At 75.0% G+C, this 24587-nt stretch carries 18 protein-coding genes; 11 read left to right on the top strand and 7 right to left on the bottom strand.

All coding sequences use genetic code 11. From position 1 onward, the window contains the following. The first annotated feature begins 17 nt into the window (after nt 1-17). A complete protein-coding gene (locus V9U69_RS10070) occupies nt 18-2321 on the top strand; it encodes a putative bifunctional diguanylate cyclase/phosphodiesterase (protein WP_337061601.1) in 2304 nt (767 codons plus the stop codon). On the opposite strand, the gene V9U69_RS10065 is transcribed toward V9U69_RS10070, so the two are convergent. Together V9U69_RS10065 and V9U69_RS10060 are read right to left on the bottom strand one after the other, a co-directional pair. Beyond that, nucleotides 2290-3603, bottom strand: a complete 1314-nt coding sequence (locus tag V9U69_RS10065) for a DUF445 domain-containing protein (protein WP_337061600.1) — start codon at nt 3601-3603, stop codon at nt 2290-2292. The genes V9U69_RS10070 and V9U69_RS10065 overlap by 32 nt on opposite strands. Nucleotides 3604-3655: 52 nt before the next feature. Continuing rightward, a complete protein-coding gene (locus V9U69_RS10060) occupies nt 3656-5443 on the bottom strand; it encodes an alpha/beta hydrolase (protein WP_337061599.1) in 1788 nt (595 codons plus the stop codon). Nucleotides 5444-5613: 170 nt separating this feature from the next. Between V9U69_RS10060 and V9U69_RS10055 the strand changes: the two genes are divergently transcribed. Continuing rightward, the gene (locus V9U69_RS10055; RefSeq protein ID WP_337061598.1) at nt 5614-6684 is read left to right on the top strand and encodes a methionine synthase; all 1071 of its coding nucleotides are present in this window, start codon (nt 5614-5616) and stop codon (nt 6682-6684) included. Then, on the top strand, nt 6677-7276 hold the full coding sequence (locus tag V9U69_RS10050; protein ID WP_337061597.1) for a GNAT family N-acetyltransferase: 600 nt from the start codon (nt 6677-6679) through the stop codon (nt 7274-7276). The genes V9U69_RS10055 and V9U69_RS10050 overlap by 8 nt, the downstream gene beginning before the upstream one ends. Nucleotides 7277-7285: 9 nt before the next feature. Here the strand turns inward: V9U69_RS10050 and V9U69_RS10045 are convergent, their stop codons facing one another. Beyond that, complete coding sequence (locus V9U69_RS10045) at nt 7286-8503, bottom strand: esterase-like activity of phytase family protein (RefSeq protein ID WP_337061595.1); 1218 nt, start codon at nt 8501-8503, stop codon at nt 7286-7288. Between the two features lie 154 nt (nt 8504-8657). Here V9U69_RS10045 and ligA point away from each other — a divergent pair, with 154 nt between their 5' ends. Further along, nucleotides 8658-10793 (top strand): NAD-dependent DNA ligase LigA, encoded by a 2136-nt coding sequence (ligA, locus tag V9U69_RS10040; protein WP_442907709.1) that lies wholly within the window; start codon nt 8658-8660, stop codon nt 10791-10793. Between the two features lie 3 nt (nt 10794-10796). On the opposite strand, the gene ddaH is transcribed toward ligA, so the two are convergent. After that, on the bottom strand, nt 10797-11645 hold the full coding sequence (ddaH, locus tag V9U69_RS10035) for a dimethylargininase (RefSeq protein WP_337061593.1): 849 nt from the start codon (nt 11643-11645) through the stop codon (nt 10797-10799). Between the two features lie 120 nt (nt 11646-11765). Here ddaH and V9U69_RS10030 point away from each other — a divergent pair, with 120 nt between their 5' ends. Then, nucleotides 11766-13643 carry a SpoIIE family protein phosphatase gene (locus V9U69_RS10030; protein ID WP_337061592.1) on the top strand — a complete coding sequence of 626 codons (1878 nt, stop codon included), beginning with the start codon at nt 11766-11768 and terminating at the stop codon, nt 13641-13643. A 17-nt stretch (nt 13644-13660) separates the two neighbouring features. Here the strand turns inward: V9U69_RS10030 and V9U69_RS10025 are convergent, their stop codons facing one another. The 3 genes from V9U69_RS10025 to V9U69_RS10015 form a co-directional block, all read right to left on the bottom strand. Then, nucleotides 13661-14539: a carbohydrate ABC transporter permease gene (locus tag V9U69_RS10025; RefSeq protein ID WP_442907710.1), complete on the bottom strand. Its 879-nt coding sequence runs from the start codon at nt 14537-14539 to the stop codon at nt 13661-13663. Between the two features lie 47 nt (nt 14540-14586). Next, entirely contained in the window at nt 14587-15576 is a 990-nt protein-coding gene (locus V9U69_RS10020) for a carbohydrate ABC transporter permease (protein ID WP_337061589.1), read from the bottom strand. A gap of 97 nt (nt 15577-15673) precedes the next feature. Beyond that, the gene (locus V9U69_RS10015) at nt 15674-17068 is read right to left on the bottom strand and encodes an ABC transporter substrate-binding protein (RefSeq protein WP_337061588.1); all 1395 of its coding nucleotides are present in this window, start codon (nt 17066-17068) and stop codon (nt 15674-15676) included. A 181-nt stretch (nt 17069-17249) separates the two neighbouring features. Between V9U69_RS10015 and V9U69_RS10010 the strand changes: the two genes are divergently transcribed. From V9U69_RS10010 to gatB, 6 genes are read left to right on the top strand one after another with little or no spacing between them, the layout of a single operon-like run. Further along, the gene (locus V9U69_RS10010) at nt 17250-19061 is read left to right on the top strand and encodes an ABC transporter ATP-binding protein (RefSeq protein WP_337061587.1); all 1812 of its coding nucleotides are present in this window, start codon (nt 17250-17252) and stop codon (nt 19059-19061) included. 11 nt (nt 19062-19072) lie between these two features. Further along, nucleotides 19073-19372: an Asp-tRNA(Asn)/Glu-tRNA(Gln) amidotransferase subunit GatC gene (gatC, locus tag V9U69_RS10005; RefSeq protein WP_337061585.1), complete on the top strand. Its 300-nt coding sequence runs from the start codon at nt 19073-19075 to the stop codon at nt 19370-19372. Further along, entirely contained in the window at nt 19369-20919 is a 1551-nt protein-coding gene (gene gatA / locus V9U69_RS10000; RefSeq protein WP_337061583.1) for an Asp-tRNA(Asn)/Glu-tRNA(Gln) amidotransferase subunit GatA, read from the top strand. The genes gatC and gatA overlap by 4 nt, the downstream gene beginning before the upstream one ends. Then, nucleotides 20916-22316 (top strand): AAA family ATPase, encoded by a 1401-nt coding sequence (locus V9U69_RS09995; protein ID WP_337061582.1) that lies wholly within the window; start codon nt 20916-20918, stop codon nt 22314-22316. The genes gatA and V9U69_RS09995 overlap by 4 nt, the downstream gene beginning before the upstream one ends. Beyond that, the gene (locus V9U69_RS09990; protein WP_337061580.1) at nt 22313-22972 is read left to right on the top strand and encodes a DUF4276 family protein; all 660 of its coding nucleotides are present in this window, start codon (nt 22313-22315) and stop codon (nt 22970-22972) included. Before V9U69_RS09995 ends, V9U69_RS09990 begins: the two co-directional genes overlap by 4 nt. Continuing rightward, the gene (gene gatB, locus V9U69_RS09985; RefSeq protein ID WP_337061579.1) at nt 22962-24482 is read left to right on the top strand and encodes an Asp-tRNA(Asn)/Glu-tRNA(Gln) amidotransferase subunit GatB; all 1521 of its coding nucleotides are present in this window, start codon (nt 22962-22964) and stop codon (nt 24480-24482) included. The genes V9U69_RS09990 and gatB overlap by 11 nt, the downstream gene beginning before the upstream one ends. Nucleotides 24483-24587: the final 105 nt, after the last annotated feature.

The raw sequence follows: 24587 nt of genomic DNA, 5'->3' as shown, positions 1-24587 counted from the left end.
GCGGCCGAGGGGCACACGTGACCTCGCACCGCGCCGCCCGCAGCGCCCGGCTGACGTGGGTGCTGCTCGCGGGCGTCCTCCTCGTCGCCGGGACCGCGCTCCTCGTCCCGGCCTGGCGCTCCGCGGCCGTGGTGGCCACCTCGGCCGGCTCGGTGCTCCTGGTCGTGGTGGGCGTGGTGCTGCACCGCCCGCGCGGGGCCGCGTGGTGGCTGGTGGCGGTGATCCTCGCGCTGTGGGGCAGCGGGGCCCTGCTCGTGCAGGCCCACGGGCACGTCACCGCGGCGGCGGACGCCGCCGTCTGGGTGGGGCAGGCCGTCGCGGCCGGGATCGTGGTGCACGTGGCGCGCCGCCGGCCCGGGGACCGCGAGCCCTCCCCGGGCGGGCGCCTCGACCTCCTCGTCGTCGCCACGGTCCTGGCCCTGGCCGGCGCCCAGGCCCTGGCCGTGGTGCTGAGCGGTCGTGAGGCCGTACCCGGCGCCGCGCTGGCCGCTGCCGTGGTCGCCAGCGTCGACGTGGCCCTGCTGGGCGTGCTGCTGCGCTTCACCGTCTCGCGCCGCGCCCTGCCGGTCAGCTCCTGGCTGCTGCTCGCCGCCGGGGTGCTCACCATCGTCTACGACCTCTCGTGCGCCCTGCGCGGCCGGCGCCTGGCGCTGCCCGCCGAGTCGCTGCAGAGCCTGGGGGTGCTCTCCCTGACCCTCTTCGGGCTCGCCGCGCTGCACCCGTCGATGACGGCGGCGTTCACCGCGGAGACCTTCGCCCGCCGGCGCCCTCCCTCGACGGCCCTGCTGGGCCTGCTGCCGCTGGTGGCGGTGCCGGCCGCGCTGTGGTGGGTGGCGCGCACCTGCAGCGTCCCGGGCCTGCCCGGGTGGACGGTGCCGGTCACCGGCGCCCTGGTCGCCGCGCTGTGCCTGCTGCGCGCCCGGGCGGCCCTGCGCGCCAGCGAGCACATGGCCGAGCACGACCCCCTGACCGACCTGGCCAACCGGCGCGGGCTGGCCCGGGCCCACGGCGAGCGGGCCCCGGCGGGGGGTCGCAGCCTGCTGCTGCTGGACCTGGACGACTTCAAGCAGGTCAACGACACGCACGGCCACGACGTGGGCGACGCGCTGCTGCTGCAGGTGCGCGACCGGCTGGTGGCGGTCACCCGCGAGGTCGCCGGCACCGGCGGCACCGTCGCGCGCCTGGGCGGTGACGAGTTCACCGTGCTGGTGCCCACCGCGTGCGCCACCGCCGTCGCCGACCACCTCCTGCGCGCGCTCGCGGCCCCCGTCGCGGTGCAGGACCTGCGGCTGCGGGCCGGGGCCAGCATCGGCATCGCCCACGAGGAGGTCCCCGGGCCGGTCCCGCTGGCCGAGCTGCTCACCCGCGCCGACGTGGCGATGTACGCCGCGAAGTCCGGCGGCGGCTCCAGGGCGGTGCCGTACCACCCGGCCATGCGCGAGGAGGTCGCCCGGCGATACACGCTCAGCGGTCAGCTGCGCCGGCTGCTGTCCGGGCGCGCCGCGGGGGTGGGGCACCTGGAGGTGCACTACCAGCCCCTCGTGGACCTGGCCTCGGGCCGGGCCACCGGCGCCGAGGCGCTGGTGCGCTGGTTCCACCCGGAGCACGGTCTGCTGGCCCCCGCCGACTTCCTCGCGCTGGTCCGCACCAACGACCTGGACGCCGAGCTGGACACCGCCGTGCTGGAGGGGGTGGTGCAGCAGCTGGCCCGCTGGCGCGACCAGGGCCGGCGCGCCCTGCCGGTGGCCGTGAACCTGACCCGCACCAGCCTCGACGACCCTGACCTGGCCGACCGCGTCCTGGCCCTGCTGGCCGCCGCCGACGTGCCGGCGCGCCTGCTGCACCTGGAGATCACCGAGCACGAGCAGCTGCCCCCGGACAGCCCCGCCGCCCGCACGCTCAGCGACCTGCACGCCGCCGGGGTCGAGGTCCACCTGGACGACTACGGCACCGGGTACACCGCCCTGGACTACCTGCGTCGCTTCCCGGTGCAGGTGATCAAGGTGGACCGCTCGGTGGTGGTGGGGGTGGGCGAGGGGGACGACCAGCTGGTGGCCGGGGTGCAGGCCATGGCCGCGGCGCTGGGCCTGCGGGTCCTGGCCGAAGGCGTCGAGACCCCGCAGCAGCGGGCCCGCCTCCTCGAACTGGGCGTGCAGCAGGGGCAGGGCTACCTGTTCTCGCGGCCGCTGCCCGCCGCCGCCTACGCCGACCGGGTCCTCGGCGCCGCCCGGCCGCGGCCCCAGGACCCCACGCCGCCGCCCGTGCTGGGTGGTGCGGCCGTGCGCCCGCTCAGCTCACCAGCACCGTCACCGCGTGGATGAGCAGGCCCACCAGCGCACCCACGACCGTGCCGTTGATGCGGATGAACTGCAGGTCGCGCCCGACGAACAGCTCGATGCGGTTCGCGGCGTCGTCACCGTCCCAGCGGGCCACCGTGTCGGAGATGACCGTGGCCAGCTCCGGGGCGAAGCGGCGCACCACGTGCCCGGCGGCGTCGGTGAGGTGCCGCTCGACGCGCGCGGCGAACGCGGCGTCGTCCACCAGGCGGTGGCCCAGGTCCACCAGCGCCTCCTCGCTGCGGGTGCGCAGCGAGGACGACGGGTCGGCCAGGGCGTCGTTGAGGTAGCCGCGCACGCTGGTCCACAGCCCGGCCAGGGTGTCGGCCAGACCGGGGGAGGTCAGCAGGCGCCGCTGGAACTCGTCGGCCTTCGCGCGGGTGTCCGCATCGTTCTGCAGGGCGTCGGCGTAGCGGGCCAGCAGGTCGTCGATGGCCTTGCGGCCGGGGTGCTCGCGGTCGGCGGTGACGTCGTCGACCCACCGCTGCGCCTCGGTGTGGACCCGCTTGCCCAGGCGCTCGTTGAGCCAGTCCGGCGCCCACAGCGGCGCCCGCTCCTCCACCAGGCGGCGCACCGTGTGCTCGTTGGCCCGCAGCCAGCGCTGCGCCTCGGCGAGGGTGAGGTCCACCACCGGGCGGTGGGTGCCGTCGCGCACCACCTCGGCCAGCAGCCGGCCCAGCACCGGGCTCCACGGCTCCGCGGCCAGGCGGCGCACCACCACCTGGTCCAGGACACCGGTGACCTCCTCGTCGCGCAGGATCCCCAGCGCGCCCGTCAGCACCGTGGCCGCCTCGTCGACGACGCGGGCCGCACCGCCGCGGCCGTGCAGCCAGGCGCCCACCCGGGCCGGCACCCCCGCGCGCACGACCTTGTCGCGCACCACGTCCTCGGCCAGGAAGTTCTCCGCGACGAACTGCTCCAGGCTCTTGCCCAGGGCCTCCTTGCGCCGGGGGATGAGCGCCGTGTGCGGGATCGGCAGCCGCAGCGGGTGCCGGAACAGCGCCGTGACGGCGAACCAGTCCGCCACCGCGCCGACCATCGCGGCCTCCGCGGCGGCGTTGACGAACCCCCAGGCGCCGTCGCGGCCCAGCGTGAGCGCGTAGACGACCGCGGCCACGACCAGCAGGCTCGTGGCCACCAGCCGCATCCGGCGCAGCCCGCTGCGGCGCTCGGCGTCACCCTCGCCGTCGCCGGGCAGGCCGGGACCGGCCCGGAGCGCGGTGCCCGTCGCGGGGCTCGGCGGGGCGGGGTGCGCGGTGGTGCTCACCGCGCCATCCTCGCCCACGCCGGGCCCCGCCTCACCCCGCCGCCCCCTCAGCTCACGGGGTGACCGCGTCGCGGACCAGCTGCTGCACCGAGCTGAGCAGCTGCGAGCCCGGTGCGGGCACACCCGTGCCCGCGCACGTCACGTCCTGCTCGGGCGCGACGCCCGTGGTGAGGAACTCGTCGACGACCGCGTCCACGCACGGGTTGCCCGCCGAGGCGTACAGCGCGTGGTCGCCCTCGTCCTCCACGGTGACCATGATCGACGAGCCCAGCGCCTCGTGCGTCTCGACGGCCCCCTCGTAGGAGGTCGCCGGGTCGTGGCGCGACTGCACGATCAGCAGCGGCGGCAGGTCGCGCCCGTCCGGGCGCGGCAGGCTCAGCGGGGCGCGGTCCCAGTACCCGCACGGCTGCTGGGTGACCCACCAGCCGCGCAGCGGGTACTGCGAGCCCTGGATCCGCCCCAGGTCGTTCCAGAACTCCTCCCCGCGCGACCACGCGGTGTCGTTGCAGGTGGTGGCGAAGAAGGTGGCGTTCATCGTCTCCGCCGCGCTGGGACGCTCCTCGGCGAGCCGGTCCGGCAGCAGCGCCTCCACGCGCCGGGCCAGGTCCGCGGCGGCGGCGTCCACGGCCCCGCCGGCCGCCGCGTCCGACCCCGCCGCGGCGCGCAGGCCCGTCACCACGTCCAGGCCGCGCAGGATCCAGGCGAGCTGCTCGAAGGCCGTCTTGGAGTACATCGCCTGCGCGACCAGCACGTCGACCACGGCGCCGTCCACGAGCACGACCCCGTCCAGCTGCAGGGGGCGGGCGGCCAGCTCCGCGCGCACCCGCTCGTAGGTGCCCTCCACCGCGCCCGCGGTCGGCCCCAGGCCGAACAGCCAGTCGTAGCTCGCCGCCCAGGTCGCGAAGTCGGCCTCGAAGCGGCGCTGGAACGCCGGGGGCTGGTTCTCGCTGAAGACCTCCTGGAACGCGGCGGTCGCCTCCACGCTGGAGTCCAGCACGAAGCGGCCCACGCGGGCCGGGAAGTAGGTGGCGTACTGCGCGCCCAGCCAGGTGCCGCCGGAGTAGCCGACCCAGTCGATCGTCTCGCGGTCCAGCGCGTGCCGGACCAGGTCGACGTCCGCGATCGTCTGCTCGGTGTTCACCACGTCGACCAGCGGGTCGTCGGCGCACGCCTGCGCGGCGGCGCGCATCGCGGCCGCCGTCGCCGCCAGCGCCTCGGGGGAGCGGTCGCGCGGGTCCGGCGTGCCGGCCGCGGCGGCCACGAGGTCCGCGCCGCACGTCAGCGGCGAGCTGGCGCCCGTGCCGCGCACGTCCAGGCCGATCACCTCGGTGCCCGCCAGGGCGGGCTGCAGGCCCAGGCTCGCCAGTGACAGGCCCGCACCGCCCGGGCCGCCGGGGTTGGTGACCACCGTGCGGGCGGGGCGCTCGCCCTGCTGCGGCAGCCGGCTGATCGCGATGCGCAGCGGCTCACCGGCGGCCGGGTCGCGGTGGTCGCGCGGCACGAGCACCTCCGCGCACTCCAGCAGCCCGGCGACCTGCGCGGAACCCACCGCCTCGGCGGTGCACGGCGCCCACGACGGCACCTGGTCGCGGTAGAGCGCCGGGTAGCGCTCCGCGAAGAGGCGTTCCGCCTCCGGCAGCGTCGCCGGGCGCTCGGTGGCCAGCTGCGAGAGCGGGGCGTCGCCCGGCAGGGAAGCGGTGGGCGCCGTCGTGGTCGGCGCGGTCGCCGCCGAGGCGGTGCCGCCGGCGAGCAGGGTGGCGCCGAGGGCGGCGGCGACCGCCGCCGCCAGCGTGGGCCGCCGGCGGGCGGGGAGGGGGGTGTGGGGTCGCGACTGGTGCACGGGGACCTCTCCGGTGGTGCGGGTGGGCGGGAGCGGGCAGGACGGCCGCCCCACCCGTGAGGCGGCTGTGGACCCATCCACCCGCACCCGCGCGGTCCGCGTCGAGGGACGACCGGCTCGGGCCGGGTCCGACCTTCGTCGCACCCGCCGCGCCGGTAGCGTGCGCGGACGTGCCCGATGCCGACCCCGCGACCGCCGCCGAGCCCGCTGCCGAGGCCGTTGCCGAGCCCCTGCTCGAGCACGGCCCCGGTGCCGTCTGCGCCCCCGCCGCCCTGCCCGGCACGGACCCGCGCGAGGCCGCGCGCACGGTGCTCGGCGAGCTCGGCGAGCCCCCGCACGTGCCGCACCTGCCCGTGCTGCCCGCCCGGGGCCCCGGCGCGGACCCGCTGGGGCGCACCGCCGCGCTGCTGGTGGACCTGCCGGTGGACCTGCAGCCGGCCGGCTGGCGGTTCACCGACGCCCCCGGCCGCGACGCCGAGCGCGCCGCGTCGCACCTGCGCGCCGACCTCGACGAGCTGGCCGAGGCCGCCGACGGCTGGCGCGGCCCGCTGGCCCTGCCGGTGCTGGGGCCCTGGTCGCTGCTGGCGTCCGTGGAGCTGCCCCGCGGCGAGCGCAGCGTCTCCGACCCCGGCGCCCGCCGCGACGTGCTCGCCTCCCTCGCGGAGGGCGTCGCCGGGCACGTCGCCGACCTGCGCCGCCTCGTGCCGGGCGCCCGCCCGGTCGTGCAGCTGGAGGAACCGTCGCTGCAGGCGGTGCTCGCCGGTCGGCTGCCCACCCGCTCCGGGTACGGCGCGCTGCGCGCCGTGGACCGCGCCGAGGTGCGCGCGGGCCTGCGCGACGTCGTCACCGCGCTGCGCACCGCCGGCGCGGAGGTCGTGGTGCGTCTCGCCGCGGCCGAGCCGCCCCTGGCGCTGGTGCGCGAGAGCGGCGCGGACGGCGTCTGCGTGGACGTGACCGCCCTGGGCGCGCACGCCTGGGAGTCGCTGGCGGCCACCGTGGAGGAGGGCGTGCGGTTGTGGGCGGGGGTGCTCCCGGCAGCGTCCGCACCGCCGGCGGTGAGCGCGCTCGTGGACGCGGTGCGCACCCCCTGGCGGCGGGTGGGCCTGCCCGCGACGGGGCTGGCCGGGGTGGTGCTCACCGGGACCACCGGGCTGCAGGACGTGCCGCCGGACGCGCTGCGCCCGCTGCTGCGCCGGCTGCGCGAGGCCGGTGCGGCGCTCGCGGAGGCCTCCGGTGACTGAGCCGGTGAGCGGGGCGGCACCCGTGTTCCGCGAGGCGGTGCCCGCGGACGTGCCCGCGGTGGTGGCGCTGGTGGAGTCCGCGTACCGGGGCGAGGCCAGCCGCGCCGGCTGGACGACGGAGGCGGACCTGCTGGACGGGCGGCGCACCGACGAGGTGGCCGTGGCCGCGATCGTCGCGGACCCCGAGGCGGTGCTGCTGCTCGCCGAGCGGCCCGCCGGCGAGCCCGCCGGGCGCGAGCAGCGGCCGGGCGGGCGGCTGCTGGGGTGCTGCGAGCTGCGCCGCGCCGGCGACGCCGCCTACTTCGGCACGTTCGCGGTGCGCCCGGCCCTGCAGGGAGCCGGGATCGGTGGCCTGCTGCTGGAGCGCGCCGACGCGGAGGCGGTGCGGCGCTGGGGGTCGACGGCCCTGGAGATGACGGTGATCGTCCAGCGCGCGGACCTGCTCGCCTGGTACGCGCGCCGCGGTTTCACCCCCACCGGGGAGCGGCGGCCGTTCCCCTACGGCGACGAGCGGTTCGGGCTCCCGCGGCGCGACGACCTGGAGTTCGCGGTGCTGCGCCGGGCGACCGGCTCGTCGCCCGGCGCAGCGTGAGGGCGCCCCTCAGCCCAGGTCGGCCTGCACCTCGATGGTGAGGAACTCGTTGTCGTCCGGCGCGCCCGGCGTGCGGCCGGCGGAGAACGGGAAGTTGTTGTCGTTGCCGACGACGATGGTGTGCTCGTCCACCACGTCGACGCTCTCGATGGTCTGGAACGGGAACGTCACGTAGCCCGAGGCCGCGCTCAGCTCGGGAGCGACGCCGTCCGGGTCCGGCACCGCCATGAGGTTCACCAGCTGCGTCTTCAGCGGGTGCCCGGCGGCGTCGGTGCGGCTGGTGTCGACGAGGAAGACGGCCTTGAACACGGCCGCCGCACCCTCACCGCCGTCGCGCTCCAGCACCAGGAACCGGTGGTCGTCGACGCGGGTGAAGTCGCCGATGGCGTTCGTCGGCGACTCCAGCCGGTAGGTGAACTCCTCGCCGCGGTAGCGGTGCTGCTCCGTGTCGTAGCGCATCACGCGCAGGTCCTGCGCGTCGTCGCCGGCGACGGGGCCTTCCAGCATCGGGAACAGGTAGCGCCCGTCGGCGGACACCGCCATGCCCTCGAAGCCCTTGCTGCCGCCGAGGTTCGCCTCGGCCTCACCCAGCAGGGGGTTGTCGGGGGAGGCGACGCCCGGCAGCGGCACCGGGGCCTGGATCAGCCGGCCCGCGGCGTCGGTGTGCAGCAGGTACGGCCCGAACTCCTCGCCGAACCAGAACGTGCCGTCGGGCGCCTGCCGGAAGGACTCCACGTCGAAGTCGGCCCCGGTCAGGCGACGGTCCTCGCGCGTCAGCTGCCAGGTGACCTTCCGGTACGGGTCGGACAGGGTGAACCCGCCGGGGACCACGGCGACGGAACCGTCGTCCGCGGGCTGCAGGCGGTGCACGGCGAGCAGGAAGTCCGCGCTGTTCGCCTTGGCGCCGTAGCCGTTGTCCGACAGCACCAGCCAGCTGCCGTCGGGCTGGACGAGGTTTCCGGAGAAACCCTGCACGGGCTGCGCGTCGAACGGCGCGACCACGCCGTTGGCGCCCTCGATCGCCGAGCCGCTGGGCACCGGCTCGCCGAAGGTCCGCGCGGGCAGGACGTGCCGGTCCACCAGGCGGGCGGACTGGGCGGGGAAGTCGTCGTCGAAGCGGTCCTCGCGGGCGGAGGCGGTGCCGGCGAGGGTGCCGGCCAGCGTGCCGGTGAGCACGGCGCCGGACAGGACGAGGGCGGCGGCGGAGCGCCGGGTGCGGGGGATCACGGGCGGGGACGGTAGGGCAGCGCGCCGGACCCCCGGAGGGACGCCGGGCGTCGCCCCGGTGAACGCTGGGTGCCCGCTCGGTGCCGCCGCCCGCCGCCTCGCCCGCCGCCTCGCCCGCCGCCCCACCCGGCGCGTGTCGGAGCGGCGCGGCAGGATGTCCACCGTGAGCCAGAGCGCCGAGAGCACCGCCCCGGACCCGCTGCACGGGGAGGTCCCCGCCGCCGCGCGGCACCGCTGGGAGGAGCTGGTCCAGCGGATCGAGGCCGCCCGGTTCGCCTACTACGTGCGCAACGCCTCGCCGATCAGCGACGCGGAGTACGACGGCCTGGAGCGGGAGCTGCGGGCGCTGGAGGAGGAGCACCCGGCGCTGCGCACCCCGGACTCGCCGACGCAGACGGTGGGCGGCACGTTCTCCACCGAGTTCACCGCCGTGGACCACCCCGAGCGCATGCTCAGCCTCGACAACGCCTTCTCCACCGACGAGCTGGCCGCGTGGGCCGCGCGGGTGGAGAAGGAGGTGGGCGAGGGGGCGCGCTACCTGTGCGAGCCGAAGATCGACGGCCTGGCGATCGACCTGGTCTACGAGGACGGGCACCTGGTGCGCGGGGTCACCCGCGGCGACGGCCGCACGGGCGAGGACGTCACCCTGAACGTGCGCACCATCGGCGACGTCCCGCAGCGGCTGAGCGGTGAGGACGTGCCGGAGTTCCTCGAGGTGCGCGGGGAGGTCTTCTTCCACGTCGCCGCCTTCGAGGAGCTCAACGCCCGCATCATGGACGCGGGCAGGCCGCCGTTCGCGAACCCGCGCAACGCCGCGGCCGGGTCGTTGCGGCAGAAGGACCCCCGGGTGACCGCCGCCCGCCCGCTGCGCGTCCTCGTGCACGGGATCGGTGCGCGGCGCGGCATGGAGAACGCCACCCAGTCCGAGGCGTACGCCAAGCTCGCCGCCTGGGGGCTGCCCACCTCCCCGCGCGCGAAGGTCGTCGACACCCTGCCCGAGGTCGCCGAGTACGTGCGGTACTACGGCGAGCACCGCCACGACGTCGAGCACGAGATCGACGGGGTCGTCGTCAAGGTGGACCAGGTGCCGCTGCAGCGCCGGCTGGGCGCCACCTCCCGCGCACCGCGGTGGGCCATCGCCTTCAAGTACCCGCCGGAGGAGGTGACCACCAAGCTGCTGGACATCCGCGTCAACGTCGGCCGCACCGGTCGGGTCACCCCGTTCGCGCACCTCGAACCGGTGAAGGTCGCCGGTTCCACGGTGCAGCTGTCCACCCTGCACAACGCCGACGAGGTCAAGCGCAAGGGCGTCCTCATCGGCGACACGGTCGTGGTGCGCAAGGCCGGCGACGTCATCCCCGAGGTCGTCGGCCCGGTGGTGGACCTGCGCACCGGCGACGAGCGCGAGTTCGCCTTCCCCACGCACTGCCCCGAGTGCGGCACGCCGCTGCGCCGGATGCGCGCCGACGACGTCGACATCCGCTGCCCCAACGCGCGCAGCTGCCCCGCGCAGGTGCGCGAGCGCATCTTCCACATCGCCGGTCGCGGCTCCTTCGACGTCGAGGCCCTGGGGTACGAGGCGGCCACCGCGCTGCCGCAGGCCGGGGTCGTCACCGACGAGGGCGACCTGTTCGACCTCACCGAGGACGACCTGCTGCGGGTGCCGCTGTTCACCAACAAGGACGGCACCCTGTCGGCGAACGGCCGCCGGCTGCTGGCGAACCTGGAGGCGGCCAAGTCGCAACCCCTGTGGCGGGTGCTGGTGGGCCTGTCGATCCGGCACGTCGGCCCCACGGCGGCGCGCGCGCTGGCGGGCCGGTTCGGCTCGTTCCAGGCGATCGAGGCCGCGTCCGTGGAGGAGCTGGCGGCCACCGAGGGCGTGGGCCCCACCATCGCCGAGGCGGTGCGCGAGTGGCTTGAGGTCGACTGGCACCGCGCCGTCGTGGACAAGTGGCGCCGCGCCGGGGTGCGCATGGAGGACGAGCGCGACGAGTCCACCCCGCGCACCCTGGAGGGCCTGACGGTCGTGGTCACCGGCTCGCTGGCCGGGTTCAGCCGCGACGAGGCGAAGGAGGCGATCCTCGTCCGCGGCGGCAAGGCGTCCGCGAGCGTGTCGAAGAGGACGAGCTTCGTCGTGGTCGGCGACGCGCCCGGCTCCAAGGCGGACAAGGCCGAGCAGCTGGGGGTGCGGGTCCTCGACGAGGACGGCTTCCGGGCACTGCTCGCCGGTGGGCCGGAGGCCGTCGCGGAGCCCGCGGACGGCGAGTCCGGCGGGGACGAGGAGGACTGAGCCCTACCGGCGCAGCACGAGCGTGCAGCACTTCGCGCCGCCGCCGCCGCGCAGCAGCTCGGAGAGGTCCACGGGCACGGGCACGTACCCGCGCTGCTCGAGCTGCTGCGCGTAGCGCTGGGCGCGCGGGGAGAGCACCACGTGGAGCCCGTCGCTGACGGCGTTCATGCCCAGCACCTCGGCGGTGGCGTCGTCGGTGAGCAGCGCGTGCGGGAACAGCTCCTCCAGCGTCCGGCGCGAGGCCTCGTCGAACGCGCCGGGGAAGTAGGCGACGTCGGGGTGCTCCGGATCGTCGTCCAGGACCGTCAGGGCCGTGTCCAGGTGGTAGAAGCGCGGGTCCACGAGCCGCAGGGAGGTCACCGGCCGGCCGAGGACCTCCTCGACCTCCCGGTGCGCCGCCTCGCCGGTGCGGAAGCCGTGCCCGCCCAGCAGGTGCTCGCCCACCACGAGCAGGTCGCCCTCGCCCTCGTTGACGTGCACCGGCCGGTGCACCGGGCCCAGGCCGTGCTGCTCCAGCCAGCGGGCGTACGCCTCCGCCTCGCCGGCGCGTTCGGGGTGCAGGAAGCGCACGCCCACCGAGCCCTGCGGGGTGACCAGGGCACCGTTGGCGGCGTAGACCATGTCCGGCAGGCCGGGCACCGCCGGCACCACCTCCACCGCGTGGCCCAGCCGCTCGAACACGGCCCGCAGCCCGTCCCACTGCGCCCGCGCCCGCTGGACGTCGACCGGTGTGGCGGCGTCCATCCAGGGGTTGATCTCGTACGAGACGGTGAAGTGCTCGGGTGCGCACATGAGGACGCGCAGCGGGTGGGCGGTGCGCGCGGCGGTGGCGGGGGCAGACGTCGTCGTCACGGCGCCGACGGTACGAGCCGGTCCCACCGCCCGCCACGCGGGCTCGCTGCGGTGGCGCGGCGCCGCGCGGGGTGATCGGGTGGAGGGGCAGCCAGGTCGGTGAGCAGCAGGAGGACGCGCGTGAGCGGCGAGGACCCCGCACGGGGGCGGGGCGCGGACCTGCCCGTGCCCGACTACGCGGAGGTCTTCGACCAGGCGCCGGCACCGTTCCTGCTGCTGACGCCCGACCTCGTCATCGTCCACGCCAACCGGGCGCGGCTGGAGGCCACCGGCACCACGCTGGAGCAGCAGGTGGGCCGGCACCTGTTCGACGTCTTCCCCATGAACCCCGACGACCCGGCCGCGGACGGCCTGCGCAACCTGCGCGCCTCCCTGGAACTGGCCCGCGACACCCGCCGCCCGCACACCATGGCCCTGCAGAAGTACGACATCCCCGTGCCCGGCGGCGGCTTCGAGGAGCGGTTCTGGAGCCCGCGCAACGTCCCGGTCCTCGACGAGCGCGGCGAGGTGGTGCTGCTGCTGCACCGCTCCGACGACATCACCGACTACGTCCGCGACCGCGAGGCCGCCCGCCGCGCGGTGGCCGACGAGCAGCAGTGGTCCGAGCGCGTGCAGCAGGTCGAGGGCGACCTCTTCGAGCGCACCCGCGAGCTGGAGGAGCTCAACGCCGAGCTGCGCCGCTCCGGGGAGCGGGAGCGGCGCACCGCGCGGCGCCTCGCGGGCCTGGCCGCCGCGGCCTCCGCCCTCGCCGCCGCCGAGACCGTGCCCGGGGTGCTGGAGCGCCTCGCCCGGCACGGGCGCGCCGCCACCGGTGCGCAGGCCGTGGTGGTGGCGCTGCGCGAGGGAGCCGAGCTGGCGCTGACCTTCCTCGACGGTGAGGGACCGGCGGCGACCGCGCCGACCGCGCGCGTCCCGCTCACCTCCGACGCGCCGGTGGCCGTCGCCGCCCGCGGCCGGGCGGTGCCGGCCGGTGAGGGCTGCCGCTGGGCCACGAGCGTGCCGCTGCCCGGCGCGGCGGACCTGCCGGCGTGGGCGGCGCTGCCGCTGTCCACCGGCGGCGGTGAGCCGCTGGGGTCGGTGGCGGTGGGGTGGGCCGAGCCGCTGCCGCTGGACGGCGACGAGGTGCGGCTGCTGGAGGCGTTCGCCGCGCAGTGCGCGCAAGCCCTGGAGCGCGTGCGCCGGCTGCAGGACGAACGTCGCCGTGCGCAGGCCACCCGCACGCTCGCCGAGGCGCTGCAGCGCTCGCTGCTGACCGAGCCGCCGCAGCCGGACCACCTGCAGATCGCGGTGCGCTACCTGCCGGCCGCGCAGGAGGCGCAGGTCGGCGGTGACTGGTACGACGCGTTCCTGACCTCGGACGGCTCCACCACCATCGTCATCGGCGACGTCACCGGCCACGACCGCGTGGCCGCCGCCGAGATGGCGCAGCTGCGGGGTGTGCTGCGCGGCGTGGCGCAGACGGTGGCGGACCCCCCGGGGAAGGTGGTCGCCAGCTTCGACCGCGCCCTGCACCACCTCGGTGTCACGACCCTCGCGACCGCCGTGCTGGCCCGGGTGGAGCAGAGCGCCCAGCAACGTGCGGAGGGGCTGCGGACCCTGCGCTGGTCCAACGCCGGGCACCCGCCGCCGCTGCTGCTGGAGCCCGGCGCCGGTGCGCGGTTGCTGGAGGAGCCGGCCGACCTGCTGCTCGGCCTGGCGCCGGAGTCCGGCCGCGGCGACCACAGCGTGCCGCTGCTGCCCGGGGCCACCGTCCTGCTCTACACCGACGGCCTGGTCGAGCGCCGCGACGAGTCGCTGGACACCGGCCTGGCCCGCCTGCTGGAGGCGGCGGGCGAGCTGGCGCACCTGCCGCTGGAGGAGTTCGTCGACGCGGTGGTGACCCGGGTGGCGCCCGACCCCGGTGACGACGTCGCCGTCGTCGCGCTGCGCGCCCACCCGGAGGACGCGCAGCGCCCGGACGTGACCCGTCCGGGCGCTGCGCGAGCGATCAGCTCCTGAGGCTCACCCCGTGGGGCTCAGCCCTTGACGGAGCCGGCCAGCAGGCCGCGGACGAAGAACCGCTGCAGGCCCAGGAACACCGCCAGCGGCACGGCCATCGCCAGGAACGCGCCCGGCGCCAGCAGGTACCAGGCGTTGCCGCGCGTGCCGGCGAGGTCGGCGATCGCCGAGGTCAGCGGCGTGGCGTCGCCGCCGGCGAACGTCAGGGCGATGAGCAGGTCGTTCCACACCCACAGGAACTGGAAGACGCCGAAGGCCGCGATGGCCGGGACCAGCAGCGGCAGCAGCACCTTGAAGAAGACGGTCACGTGCCCGGCGCCGTCCATGCGCGCCGCCTCCACCAGCGAGGCGGGCACGTCCTTCATGAAGTTGTGCAGCAGGAAGATCGCCAGGGGCAGGCCGAACATGGTGTGCGAGAGCCACACCGTCCAGAAGGACCCGGCGATGCCGATGTCGACGTAGAGGCTCAGCAGCGGGATGAGCGTGACCTGCAGCGGCACCACCTGCAGGGCGAAGACGGCGACGAAGAGCACCTCGCGGCCCCGGAAGGGGATCCAGGCGAACGCGTACGCCGCCAGCAGTGCCAGGGTGATGGGGATGATCACGGCCGGGATCGTGATGACGAGCGTGTTGACGAAGTTGTCGCCCAGACCGGTCTCGAGCGCGGAGACGTAGTTGTACCCGGTGAACAGCGGGCGGGTGAAGACGTTCCACCACCCGTCGGTCTGGATGTCGCTCTCCACCCGGAAGCTCGTGACGAGCAGCCCCAGGGTCGGGATCGTCCACAGCGCCGCGATGAGCAGCGCGATCGCGGAGGCGGCCGGGGAGCTGAGGCGGTTCTTCGCCGCGATCGCCCGCTTCTCCGCCCGCGTGAGCTTGCGGGGGTGGGACTCGATCTCCCCGGTGGGGTTCGTGACGACCCGCGTGGTGTCGGCCTGCCCGCTCACCGGACCTCCTCCGCCATGCGCATCTGCCGCACGTTGTAGACGATGATCGGGATCACCAGGACGAACAGCAGGACCGCCAGCGCCGCGCCCAGGCCCTGGTTGAACTGGCGGAAGGACTGCGAGTAGAACTCGCTGGCCACCACCGAGGTGCCGAACTGCCCACCGGTCATCACGTACACGATGTCGAAGACCTTCAGGGTGCTGATGGCGACGGTGGTCAGGACGACCACCAGTGCCGGGCGGATGCTCGGCACCGTGACCGAGCGGAACATCTGGAACGAGCTGGCGCCGTCCAGACGGGCGGCCTCGACGATGTCGTCGGAGATGGCCTTGATGGAGGCGGACAGCACCGTCATGGCGAAGCCCGCGTTGATCCAGATCATCACCACGATGAGGAAGAACGTGTTCCACGGCTGGTGCAGCAGGAACTGGTACGGGTCCAGGCCGAGCCAGACGAGGAGCTGGTTCAGCAGGCCTATCTGCTCGATGCCCGGCTGGTCCGGGCGGTACTCGTAGACGAACCGCCAGATGAGGCCGGCGGCCACGCCGGAGATGGCCATGGGCAGGAAGATGAGCGCCTTGGCCAGGGACTCGAAGCGGGTGCGGTCCACCAGGTAGGCGTAGACGAGCCCGAAGGCGGTGGAGATGAGCGGCACCAGGACCACCCACAGCACCGTGTTGCGCAGGACCAGTTGCAGGCCGTCGGTGGTGAAGACCTGCGCGTAGTTGTCCAGGCCCACGAACGTGCTGCCGTCGGCGGACTTCAGGGACAGCCACAGCGTGTTCAGGGCCGGGTACACCAGCCCGACGGTCACCAGCAGCAGGGCGGGACCGATGAAGCCGGCGACGATCACCCAGGTGGGCACCCGCTTGGGCTTGTCGACGGCGAAGAGGATCACGCCCATCACCACCACGAAGGCGAGGACGGCGACGACCATGAGGGCGAGCTTGTGAGCGGTGCTGTCGGCCTCGAGCAGCCAATCCACCGGAGGACCTCCTCGGTGAGGGGAGCGGACGGAGGTGTGCGGACGGCGGCCGAGGGGCCGGGCACCAGGTGCGGTGCCCGGCCCCTCGGGGAGCTCGTCAGCTGGCGGGCCAGGCGGCCTCGATGTTGTCGAGGGTCGTCTGGGTGTCCTGACCGGCCGCGATCCACGCGGTCAGCTCGCTCCACTCAGCGGCCGCGCCGACGGCGGCGGGCATGAGGTCGGAGGCGTCGAAGCGGAACGTGACGGACTCGTCCTGCAGCTGCTCGGCCGCCAGCCGGTCGATCGGGCTGGCGAGGTTGTCCAGCTCCAGACCCGTGTTGGCGCTCAGCCAGCCGGGGCCGGTGGCCTGGGCCTTGAGGTTGGCCCACTCCGGGGTGGACAGGTAGTACTGCAGCGCCTGCACCTCGGGCCGGTCGGCGAACGCGGCGACGAACTCACCGCCGCCGACGACCGTCTTGCCGGCCGACTCGCCGATCTGCGGGAACGGGAACGCGAAGACGTCGCCGTCCTCGGCCACCTCGGTGCCCTCGGGCCAGTTGGCCTGGTAGAAGGACGCCTGGCGGTGCAGCCAGCAGTTGCCCTGGGTGATGGGGATGCCGGCGTCCTGGAAGGTCGTCGTCGCGATGGACGCCACGTCGCCGAAGCCGCCGTTGACGTAGGTGGGGTTGCGCAGGATCGAGCCGACGCGGTCCAGCGCCGCCACGATCCGCGGGTCGTTGAACGGGATCTCGTGCGCGATCCACTGGTCGTAGACGTCCGGCCCCAGCTCGTGCAGGACGACGTCCTCGAGCCAGTCGGTGGCCGGCCAGCCGGTGGCCTCGCCGGAGCCGATGCCGGCGCACCACGGCTTGGTCTCGGGGTGGTCCTGCACGATCTGGTCGGTCAGGGCCATCAGCTCGTCCCACGTCTGCGGAACCTCGTAGCCGGCCTCCTCGAAGGCCGTCGGCGAGTACCACACGAAGGACTTGACGTTCGCGCCCAGCGGGGCGGCGTAGAGGGTGCCGTCGACGGAGCCGTACTCGCGCCAGTCCTCGCTCCAGTGCTCCTCGACGTTCTGCGCCACCGCCTCCGGTGCGGGGGCGACCTCCCCGGTGGAGACCATCCGCTCCAGCAGGCCCGGCTGCGGCAGGAAAGCGATGTCCGGGGCGTTGCCGGACTGCACGCGCACGGGCAGCTGGGCCTCGAACTGCTTGGTGCCGTTGTAGTTCACCGTGATGCCGGTGCACTCGGTGAACGGCTCGAACGTGTCGAGGAACGGCTGGTCCTCGGGGGTGACGATGGAGGTGTAGACCTCCACCTCGGTCCCGTCGAGGCTGTCGCCGAACTGGTCGAACTGCGAGCAGTCGATCTCGGCCCCGGCGACGTCGGTGCCGGCGTCGGCACCTTCGTCGACCCCGGCCTGCTCGGCGGTGGCGCAACCGCTCGCGGCGATCGCCAGCCCGAGGCCACCTGCCAGCAGCGCCAGGCGGCGAGCGCGGGTGAGGACGGTCATCGGTGTTCTCCTCTCAGGGGCGGCAGCTTCGCCGCACCGGACGTGCGTCCATGATGACCCACGCCGGCACCCTCCACGCCCGTGTCACCCGTCACAAGCCGGGAACACCTCCGTTCGCCCGACGCGGAACCGCGACCGACGGGGGACGCGGGCCGGGCCCGCGACGGGGACACTGCGCCGGGTGAGCACCCCGCAGCCCCCGGCCGCGACCCCCGCCGGAGCCGCTGCGGCGCCGTCCGTCCTGCCGCTGCGCGAGGCGGGCCGCCTGCTGCTGCCGCACCTGCGCCCGCACCGCACCGCGATCGCCGTCGCGGTGCTGCTGTCGCTGGTGGGCGCGGCCACGGCGCTGGCCCAGCCGCTGGCCGTCGCCGCCGTCGTGCGGGTCGTGCAGGACGGCTCGCCCCTCGTCCCCGTGGCCGCGCTGCTGGTGGCCGTGGTGCTGCTCGGCGCGCTCACCGACGGCGCCCGGCAGTTCCTGCTCGAGCGCGCCGGTGCCGGCGTCGTGCTGGGCGTGCGCACCTCCCTGGTGACCCGGCTGGCCCGCCTCACGGTCGCCGCCCGCGACGCGCGCGCCTCCGGTGACCTGCTCTCGCGCGTGTCCGGCGACACCACGGCCCTGGCCGCCGTCGTCACCTCCGGGCTGTTCGACCTGCTCGCCACCGTCCTCACCTTCCTCGGCGCGGTCGTGCTCATGGCCCTCCTGGACCCGGTGCTGCTGGCGGTGACGCTCGTCGCGGTCGCGGTGGCGGGCACGGCGATCGCGGTGGCCTCCAGCCGGCTGGGACGGCTCACCCTCGCCACCCAGACCGAGGTGGGGGCGATGAGCTCCGCCGTCGGCCGGGTGCTCGGCGCCCTGCGCACCCTGCGCGCCAGCGGCGCCACCGACCGCGAGCTGGCAGGGGTCGTCGCCGCGGCCGGCCGCGCCCGCGACGCCGCCGTGCGCGCCTCGCGCGTGCGGGCGCTGCTCGGCCCGGCGATGCAGGTGTCCGTGCAGGGCGCCTTCGTCGCCGTCCTGGGCGTGGGCGGGGCCCGCGTCGCCTCCGGCGCCACGAGCGTGGCCGAGCTCGTCGGGTTCGTGCTGCTGCTGTTCACCCTCGTCGCGCCGCTGGGCCAGCTCGTGCAGACGTGGACGGTCGTGCAGGCGGGCGCGGCCGCCCTGACCCGCGTGCAGGAGGTGCTGGAGCTGCCGGTGGAGGAGGACGCCCCGCGCGCCGCCGTCCCGGCCCCCGCGCGCACCGCGGACCGGGGCGGGCGCGAGCGCCCGCTGCTGGAGTTCGACGACGTCGCCTTCGCCTACCCCGACGGCACCCCGGCGCTGCGCGGGGTGAGCTTCGCCGTGCCGCGCGGCACCCGCACCGCCCTCGTCGGCCCCTCCGGCGCCGGCAAGTCCACGCTGCTCTCCCTCGTGGAGCGCTTCCACGACGCCGACGCCGGCAGCGTTCGGGTGGACGGGGTGGACGTGCGCGACCTCCCGCGCGCCGCGCTGCGCGCCCGCCTGGGGTACGTCGAGCAGGACGCCCCCGTCCTGGCCGGCACCCTGCGCGAGAACCTCGTGCTCGCCGCGCCGGACGCCACCGACGAGCAGGTCCTCGCCGCCCTGGACGCCGTCGGCCTGCGCGAGCTCGCCGAGCGCGGCCCGGGCCTGGCCGCGGAGGTCGGCGAGCGCGGCGTGCTCCTGTCGGGCGGGCAGCGCCAGCGCCTGGCCATCGCCCGCGCGCTGCTGGGGCCGGGGGAGCTGCTGCTGCTCGACGAGCCCACCGCCAGCCTCGACGCCCGCAACGAGGCGCTGCTGCGCGAGGCGCTGGCCGCCGCCGCCGACCGGCGCACCCTCGTCGTGGTCGCCCACCGGTTGTCCACCGTGGTCGACTCCGACCAGATCGTCGTCCTGGAGGACGGGCGCACCACCGCCGCGGGCACCCACGGGGAGCTGCTGGAGCGCTCCCCGCTGTACCGCGAGCTCGCCGCCACGCAGCTGCTGGTGGGCCCGTCCTAGACTCACCCGTCGTGTCCACCATCTCCCGTCCCGAGGTCGAGCACCTCGCGCGCCTGACGCGCATCGACATGACCGACGAGGAGCTGGACCGGGTGGCCGGCCAGCTCGGAGCGGTCCTCGACGCGGTCCAGCAGGTCGCCTCCGCCGTCTCCGGCGACGTGCCCGCCACCTCGCACCCCGTGCCCCTGACCAACGTCACCCGCCCCGACGTGGTGCGGCCCGGCCTGAGCGCCGAGGACGCGCTGGCCGCCGCCCCCGAGGCCGAGGACGGGCGCTTCCGCGTCCCGCAGATCCTGGAGGAGGACGCGTGAGCGGCGTCTCCGAGCTCGTCCGCTGGGACGCCGCGCGCCTGGCCGAGGGCCTGCGCGCGAAGGTCGTCTCCTCCGAGGAGGTCGTCCGGGCGCACCTGGAGCGCATCGAGGCCGTCGACGGCCCCACCTCCGGGGAGAACCCGCACGGGGTGCACGCCTTCCTGCACGTCGACGCCGAGGGGGCGCTGGCCCGCGCCCGCCAGGTGGACGCCGACCGCGCCGCCGGGGCGGTGCTCGGGCCGCTGGCCGGGGTGCCGATCGGCGTGAAGGACGTGCTCACCACGAAGGGCATGCCCACCACCTGCGGTTCCCGGATGCTCGCCGGCTGGGTGCCGCCGTACGACGCGACCGTGGTGCGCGAGCTGCACGCCGCCGGCCTGGTCGTGCTCGGCAAGACGAACATGGACGAGTTCGCGATGGGCTCGACCACCGAGCACTCCGCGTTCGGCCCCACCCGCAACCCGTGGGACCCCGCCCGCATCCCCGGCGGTTCCGGCGGCGGGTCCGCCGCGGCGCTGGCCGCGTTCGAGGCGCCCCTGACGATCGGCTCGGACACCGGCGGCTCCATCCGCCAGCCCGCCGCCGTCACCGGCACCGTCGGCGTCAAGCCCACCTACGGCGGCGTCTCGCGCTACGGGCTGGTGGCGCTGGCCAGCTCCCTGGACCAGGCGGGCCCGTGCGGGCGCACCGTGCTGGACACCGCGCTGCTGCACGCCGTCATCGCCGGGCACGACCCGTACGACTCCACCTCGATCCCCGAGGCCGTGCCGGACGTGGTCGGCGCGGCGCGCGCCGGTGCCACCGGCGACCTCACCGGCGTGCGGGTCGGCGTGGTGCGCGAGCTGTCCGGCGACGGGTACGAGCCGGGTGTCCTCGCCCGGTTCACGGAGGCCCTGGACGAGCTGCGCGCCGCCGGCGCCGAGGTCGTCGAGCTGAGCCTGCCGAACATCGTGCACGCGCTCGCCGCGTACTACCTGATCCTGCCCAGCGAGGCGTCCAGCAACCTCGCCCGCTACGACGGCATGCGCTACGGCCTGCGCGTGGTCCCCGAGGGGGAGGGCGTCACCGCCGAGCAGGTCATGCGCGCCACCCGCGCCGCCGGTTTCGGCGACGAGGCCAAGCGCCGGATCATCCTCGGCACCTACGCGCTGTCGGCCGGGTACTACGACGCCTACTACGGCAGCGCCCAGAAGGTCCGCACCCTCGTCCAGCGCGACTTCGCCGACGCGTTCGGGCAGGTCGACGTGCTGGTCTCGCCCACCGCGCCGACCGTGGCGTACCGGCTGGGGGAGAAGCTGGACGACCCGCTGGCGATGTACGCCGGCGACGTCGCCACCATCCCGGCCAACCTGGCCGGGATCCCCGGCATGTCCCTGCCGGTGGGCCTGTCGGACGGGCTGCCGGTCGGGCTGCAGGTCCTCGCCCCGCAGCAGGCCGACGACCGGCTGTACCGGGTGGGTGCAGCCCTGGAGGCGCGCCTGGTGGCGAGGTGGGGCGGACCGCTGCTCGCGCAGGTCCCGGAGTGGAAGGGTGCGGGCTCGGCGTGATCACCAAGCTGGAGGTCGACGGGTTCAAGTCGTTCGCCGGCTTCTCCGTCGACCTCCGCCCGTTCACCGCGATCGTCGGAGCCAACGCCAGCGGGAAGTCGAACATCTTCGACGCGCTCACGCTGCTGTCGCGCCTGGTGTCGATGCCGGTCGCTCAGGCGCTGGCCGGTGGACGGGGGGAGGCCGCCGAGCAGTTCCGCCGCCACGGCGACCGGACGGCCTCTCGGATGAGCTTCGCGGTGGAGCTCCTGCTCGACCCCGAGGTGGTGGACACCTTCGGCACGCGCGAGGTCCTACCGCACACACGCGTCCGGTACGAGATCACCCTGGAGGTGCGCGAGGGTGACGACGGCATCAACCGCCCCTGGGTCGAGTCGGAGTTCATCTTCCCGATCAAGGCCTCCACGGATCCTCTGCGCAAGACGGTGAGCCGCGACTTCGCGGACACCTACCTGAAGTACGGCGCCAGCCAGTGGAAGATCCTGGTCACCGAGGGGGAGCAGGACAAGCGGTTCACGTTCACCGGACGGCGGGTGGGCGTCAACCGTCAAGGTGCCCCGCGCCGCCTGCCTGCGAGCAACGCCACGGCGTCCGTGCTCACGAGCGTGCCGACCGCTGACTACTCGCCGATTCTGTACGCGGTGCGGCGGGAGATCGAACGCTGGCGCGTCCTGCAGCTCGATCCCGCTGTTCTCCGCCAGCCCTCACCGGTCGGACAGGCGAACGACCGTCTGCAACGGGACGGTTCCAACCTCGCCTGGGTGCTGGAGACGATCGCACGCGCCTCCCGGAGGAGCGGTCCAGGTCTCGACGCGTTGGCAGCGGACCTGGCTCGGGTGATCCGGGGGTTCTCGGCCGTGGAGGTCGCGGAGAACAACGCGCGAGGCCAGTGGGAGGTGGTGCTGCGGAGCAGGGACGAGGGAACCATCAGCGCCCGTGTCGCCTCGGACGGCACCCTGCGCCTCCTGGCGGTCCTGGCCGCGTTGTACGAGCCCGTCAGTCCGGGCGTCCTGTGCTTCGAGGAACCGGAGAACGGCATCCAGCCGGCACGGCTCGGCCCCTTGATCGAGGTTCTGCGGGACCTGGTGACCGACACCCAGGCCGACGTGGTGCTCGATTCCCACGGCAAGCCGCCTGCTCTCGTCCAGTTGCTGGTGTCCAGCCACTCGCCCAAGCTCCCGCTGACCTCCCTCGTCGACGAGCTCGTGGTGGTCGACTCCACGGCGCGTGTCGAGGCTGGAGCGGTGTCCCGGGTCACCCGGGCACGCCGCGTGCTCGAAGAGGGCGAAGCGCTCCCCGAGGACGCCGACGCCCAGCTCGTGCTGCCCTTCGACGTGCGAGCTGAGCAGAGCGGACTGACGCGCGGGGAAGCTGATCGGGTGGTGAACCCGCGGTGAGGTACCTGGTCGCGCTGACCCTCCTGGAGGGGGGCAGTGACGAGGAGTTCCTGCCCGTGGTCGTCCAGCGCTCGCTGCAGGACGTCTGCCACCGGCTCGTCGAGTCACCGGTGGAGGTGGACGTTCGCCCCGTCGTGGTGAGCAACCCGGGTGACGTGAGCAGGGAGAGGTGGGTCCTCGAGAGGTCCAGGCGGGAGCGTCCCCTCGACGTGGTCCTGCTGCACGTCGACGGTTCCGCTGACGTCGATCGCGAGCTCCGCAAGTCCTTCGCGCCCGTCGAGGAGGTGTGGCAGCGCGAGGGTGGGCCAGGCGCGCTGCTGCCGCTGGTGCCCGTGCGTGAGATGGAGGCTTGGGCTCTCGCCGACACGGAGGTGCTCGAACGCGTCCTGGGGGCCGGGGTGGACGCGACGCGTGTGCACGAGGCCGACCGCCTCACCGAGCCCGAGAGGTTGAGCGATCCGAAACTGACGCTGCGTGACGTGGCTGCCCTGGGTGTGCGACCCCGCCGCAAGGCTCCCGGGCCTGGGGTGTACCTGCCGCTCCTGGCGGAACGCCTGCCGCTCGCGGCCTTGCGGCGACTGCCATCCTTCCGTGCCTTCGAGCACGACATCGAGAACCTGCTGGACACCCTTGGTTGGAGGACCCGTGACCGTTGAGCTGATCGACTACGACGAGGCCGTGGCGCAGTTCGACCCGGTACTGGGCCTGGAGGTCCACGTCGAGCTGTCGACCGTGACGAAGATGTTCTCCGCCGCGCCCACGGAGTTTGGCGCCGCGCCGAACACCCAGGTGGACCCCACCTCGCTGGGGCTGCCCGGTTCGCTGCCGGTGCTGAACGCCAAGGCGCTGGAGTCGGCGGTCCGCATCGGCCTGGCGCTGAACTGCACGATCGCCTCGTACTGCCGCTTCGCCCGGAAGAACTACTTCTACCCGGACATGCCGAAGAACTTCCAGACCTCCCAGTACGACGAGCCGATCGCGTACGACGGGTGGCTGGACGTGGACGTCCCCGCCAGCGAGGACGGCTCCAAGCCGGCGTTCACCTACCGGGTGCTCATCGAGCGCGCCCACATGGAGGAGGACACCGGCAAGTCCCTGCACGTGGGTGGTTCCACCGGCCGCATCCACGGCGCGGAGTACTCCCTGGTGGACTACAACCGCGCCGGCATCCCGCTCATCGAGATCGTCACCAGGCCCCTGGAGGGCACCGGGGAGCGCGCCCCGGACGTGGCGCGCGCCTACGTGGCGGCCCTGCGGGACCTGCTGCGCGCGCTGGACGTCTCGGACGTGAAGATGGAGCAGGGTTCCCTGCGCTGCGACGTGAACCTCTCGCTGCGCCCGGGCCCGGACTCCCCGCTGGGCACCCGCTCGGAGACGAAGAACGTCAACTCCCTGCGCTCGGTGGAGCGGGCCGTGCGCTACGAGGTCAGCCGCCACGCCGCCGTCCTCCGGTCGGGGGAGAAGGTCGTGCAGGAGACCCGCCACTGGCACGAGGACACCGGGCTGACCACGTCCGGGCGGGAGAAGTCCGACGCGGAGGACTACCGCTACTTCCCCGAGCCGGACCTGGTGCCGATCGCGCCGGACCCGGCGTGGGTGGAGGAGCTGCGCGCCACGCTGCCCGAGCCGCCGGCGCAGCGCCGCAAGCGGCTGCAGGCCGAGTGGGGCTTCTCCGACCTGGAGATGCGCGACACCGCCAACGCCGGTGCCGTCGACCTGGTGGAGGCCACCGTCGCCGCCGGCGCCTCCCCGGCCGGGGCCCGCAAGTGGTGGACCGGTGAGCTCTCCCGGCGCGCCAACGCCGAGGGCGTGGAGCTGTCCGCGCTGCGGGTCGGCCCGGCGGAGGTGGCCGAGCTGCAGGCCCTCGTGGAGGCCGGCACCCTCACCGACCGCCTGGCGCGCGAGGCCCTGGACGGCATGCTCGCCGGGGAGGGCAGCGCCGCCCAGGTCGTCGAGGCGCGCGGCCTGGCCGTCGTCTCCGACGAGTCCGCGCTGGTGGCCGCGGTGGACGCCGCGATCGCCGCGAACCCCGGCGTCGTGGAGAAGATCCGCGGCGGCAAGGCGCAGGCCGCCGGCGCCCTCATCGGCGCGGTCATGAAGGAGATGCGCGGCAAGGCCGACGCCGCGCGCGTGCGCGAGCTCGTCGTGGAGCGCGTCGGGAGCTGAGCCGCGGCGCGGGGGCACGGGCCGGTGCGGCACCGGGCCCCCGCGCCGTGCCCGGGCGGTTCCGGCGTCCCGTCAGCGCACCAGGACGACGAACGACGTGACCCC

The sequence above is a fragment of the Kineococcus sp. G2 genome (assembly GCF_037154035.1).
Classification (GTDB): domain Bacteria; phylum Actinomycetota; class Actinomycetes; order Actinomycetales; family Kineococcaceae; genus Kineococcus.
The sequence above is the reverse complement of the archived record's forward strand: the minus strand, read 5'-3'. Positions and strand labels throughout refer to the sequence as shown.

Excerpts from the sequence above, each read along its gene's own strand:
- ligA (WP_442907709.1), top strand. The coding sequence starts at position 8,658 with ATGTCCACCGTGAGCCAGAGCGCCGAGAGCACCGCCCCGGACCCGCTG.
- V9U69_RS10015 (WP_337061588.1), bottom strand. The coding sequence starts at position 17,068 with ATGACCGTCCTCACCCGCGCTCGCCGCCTGGCGCTGCTGGCAGGTGGC.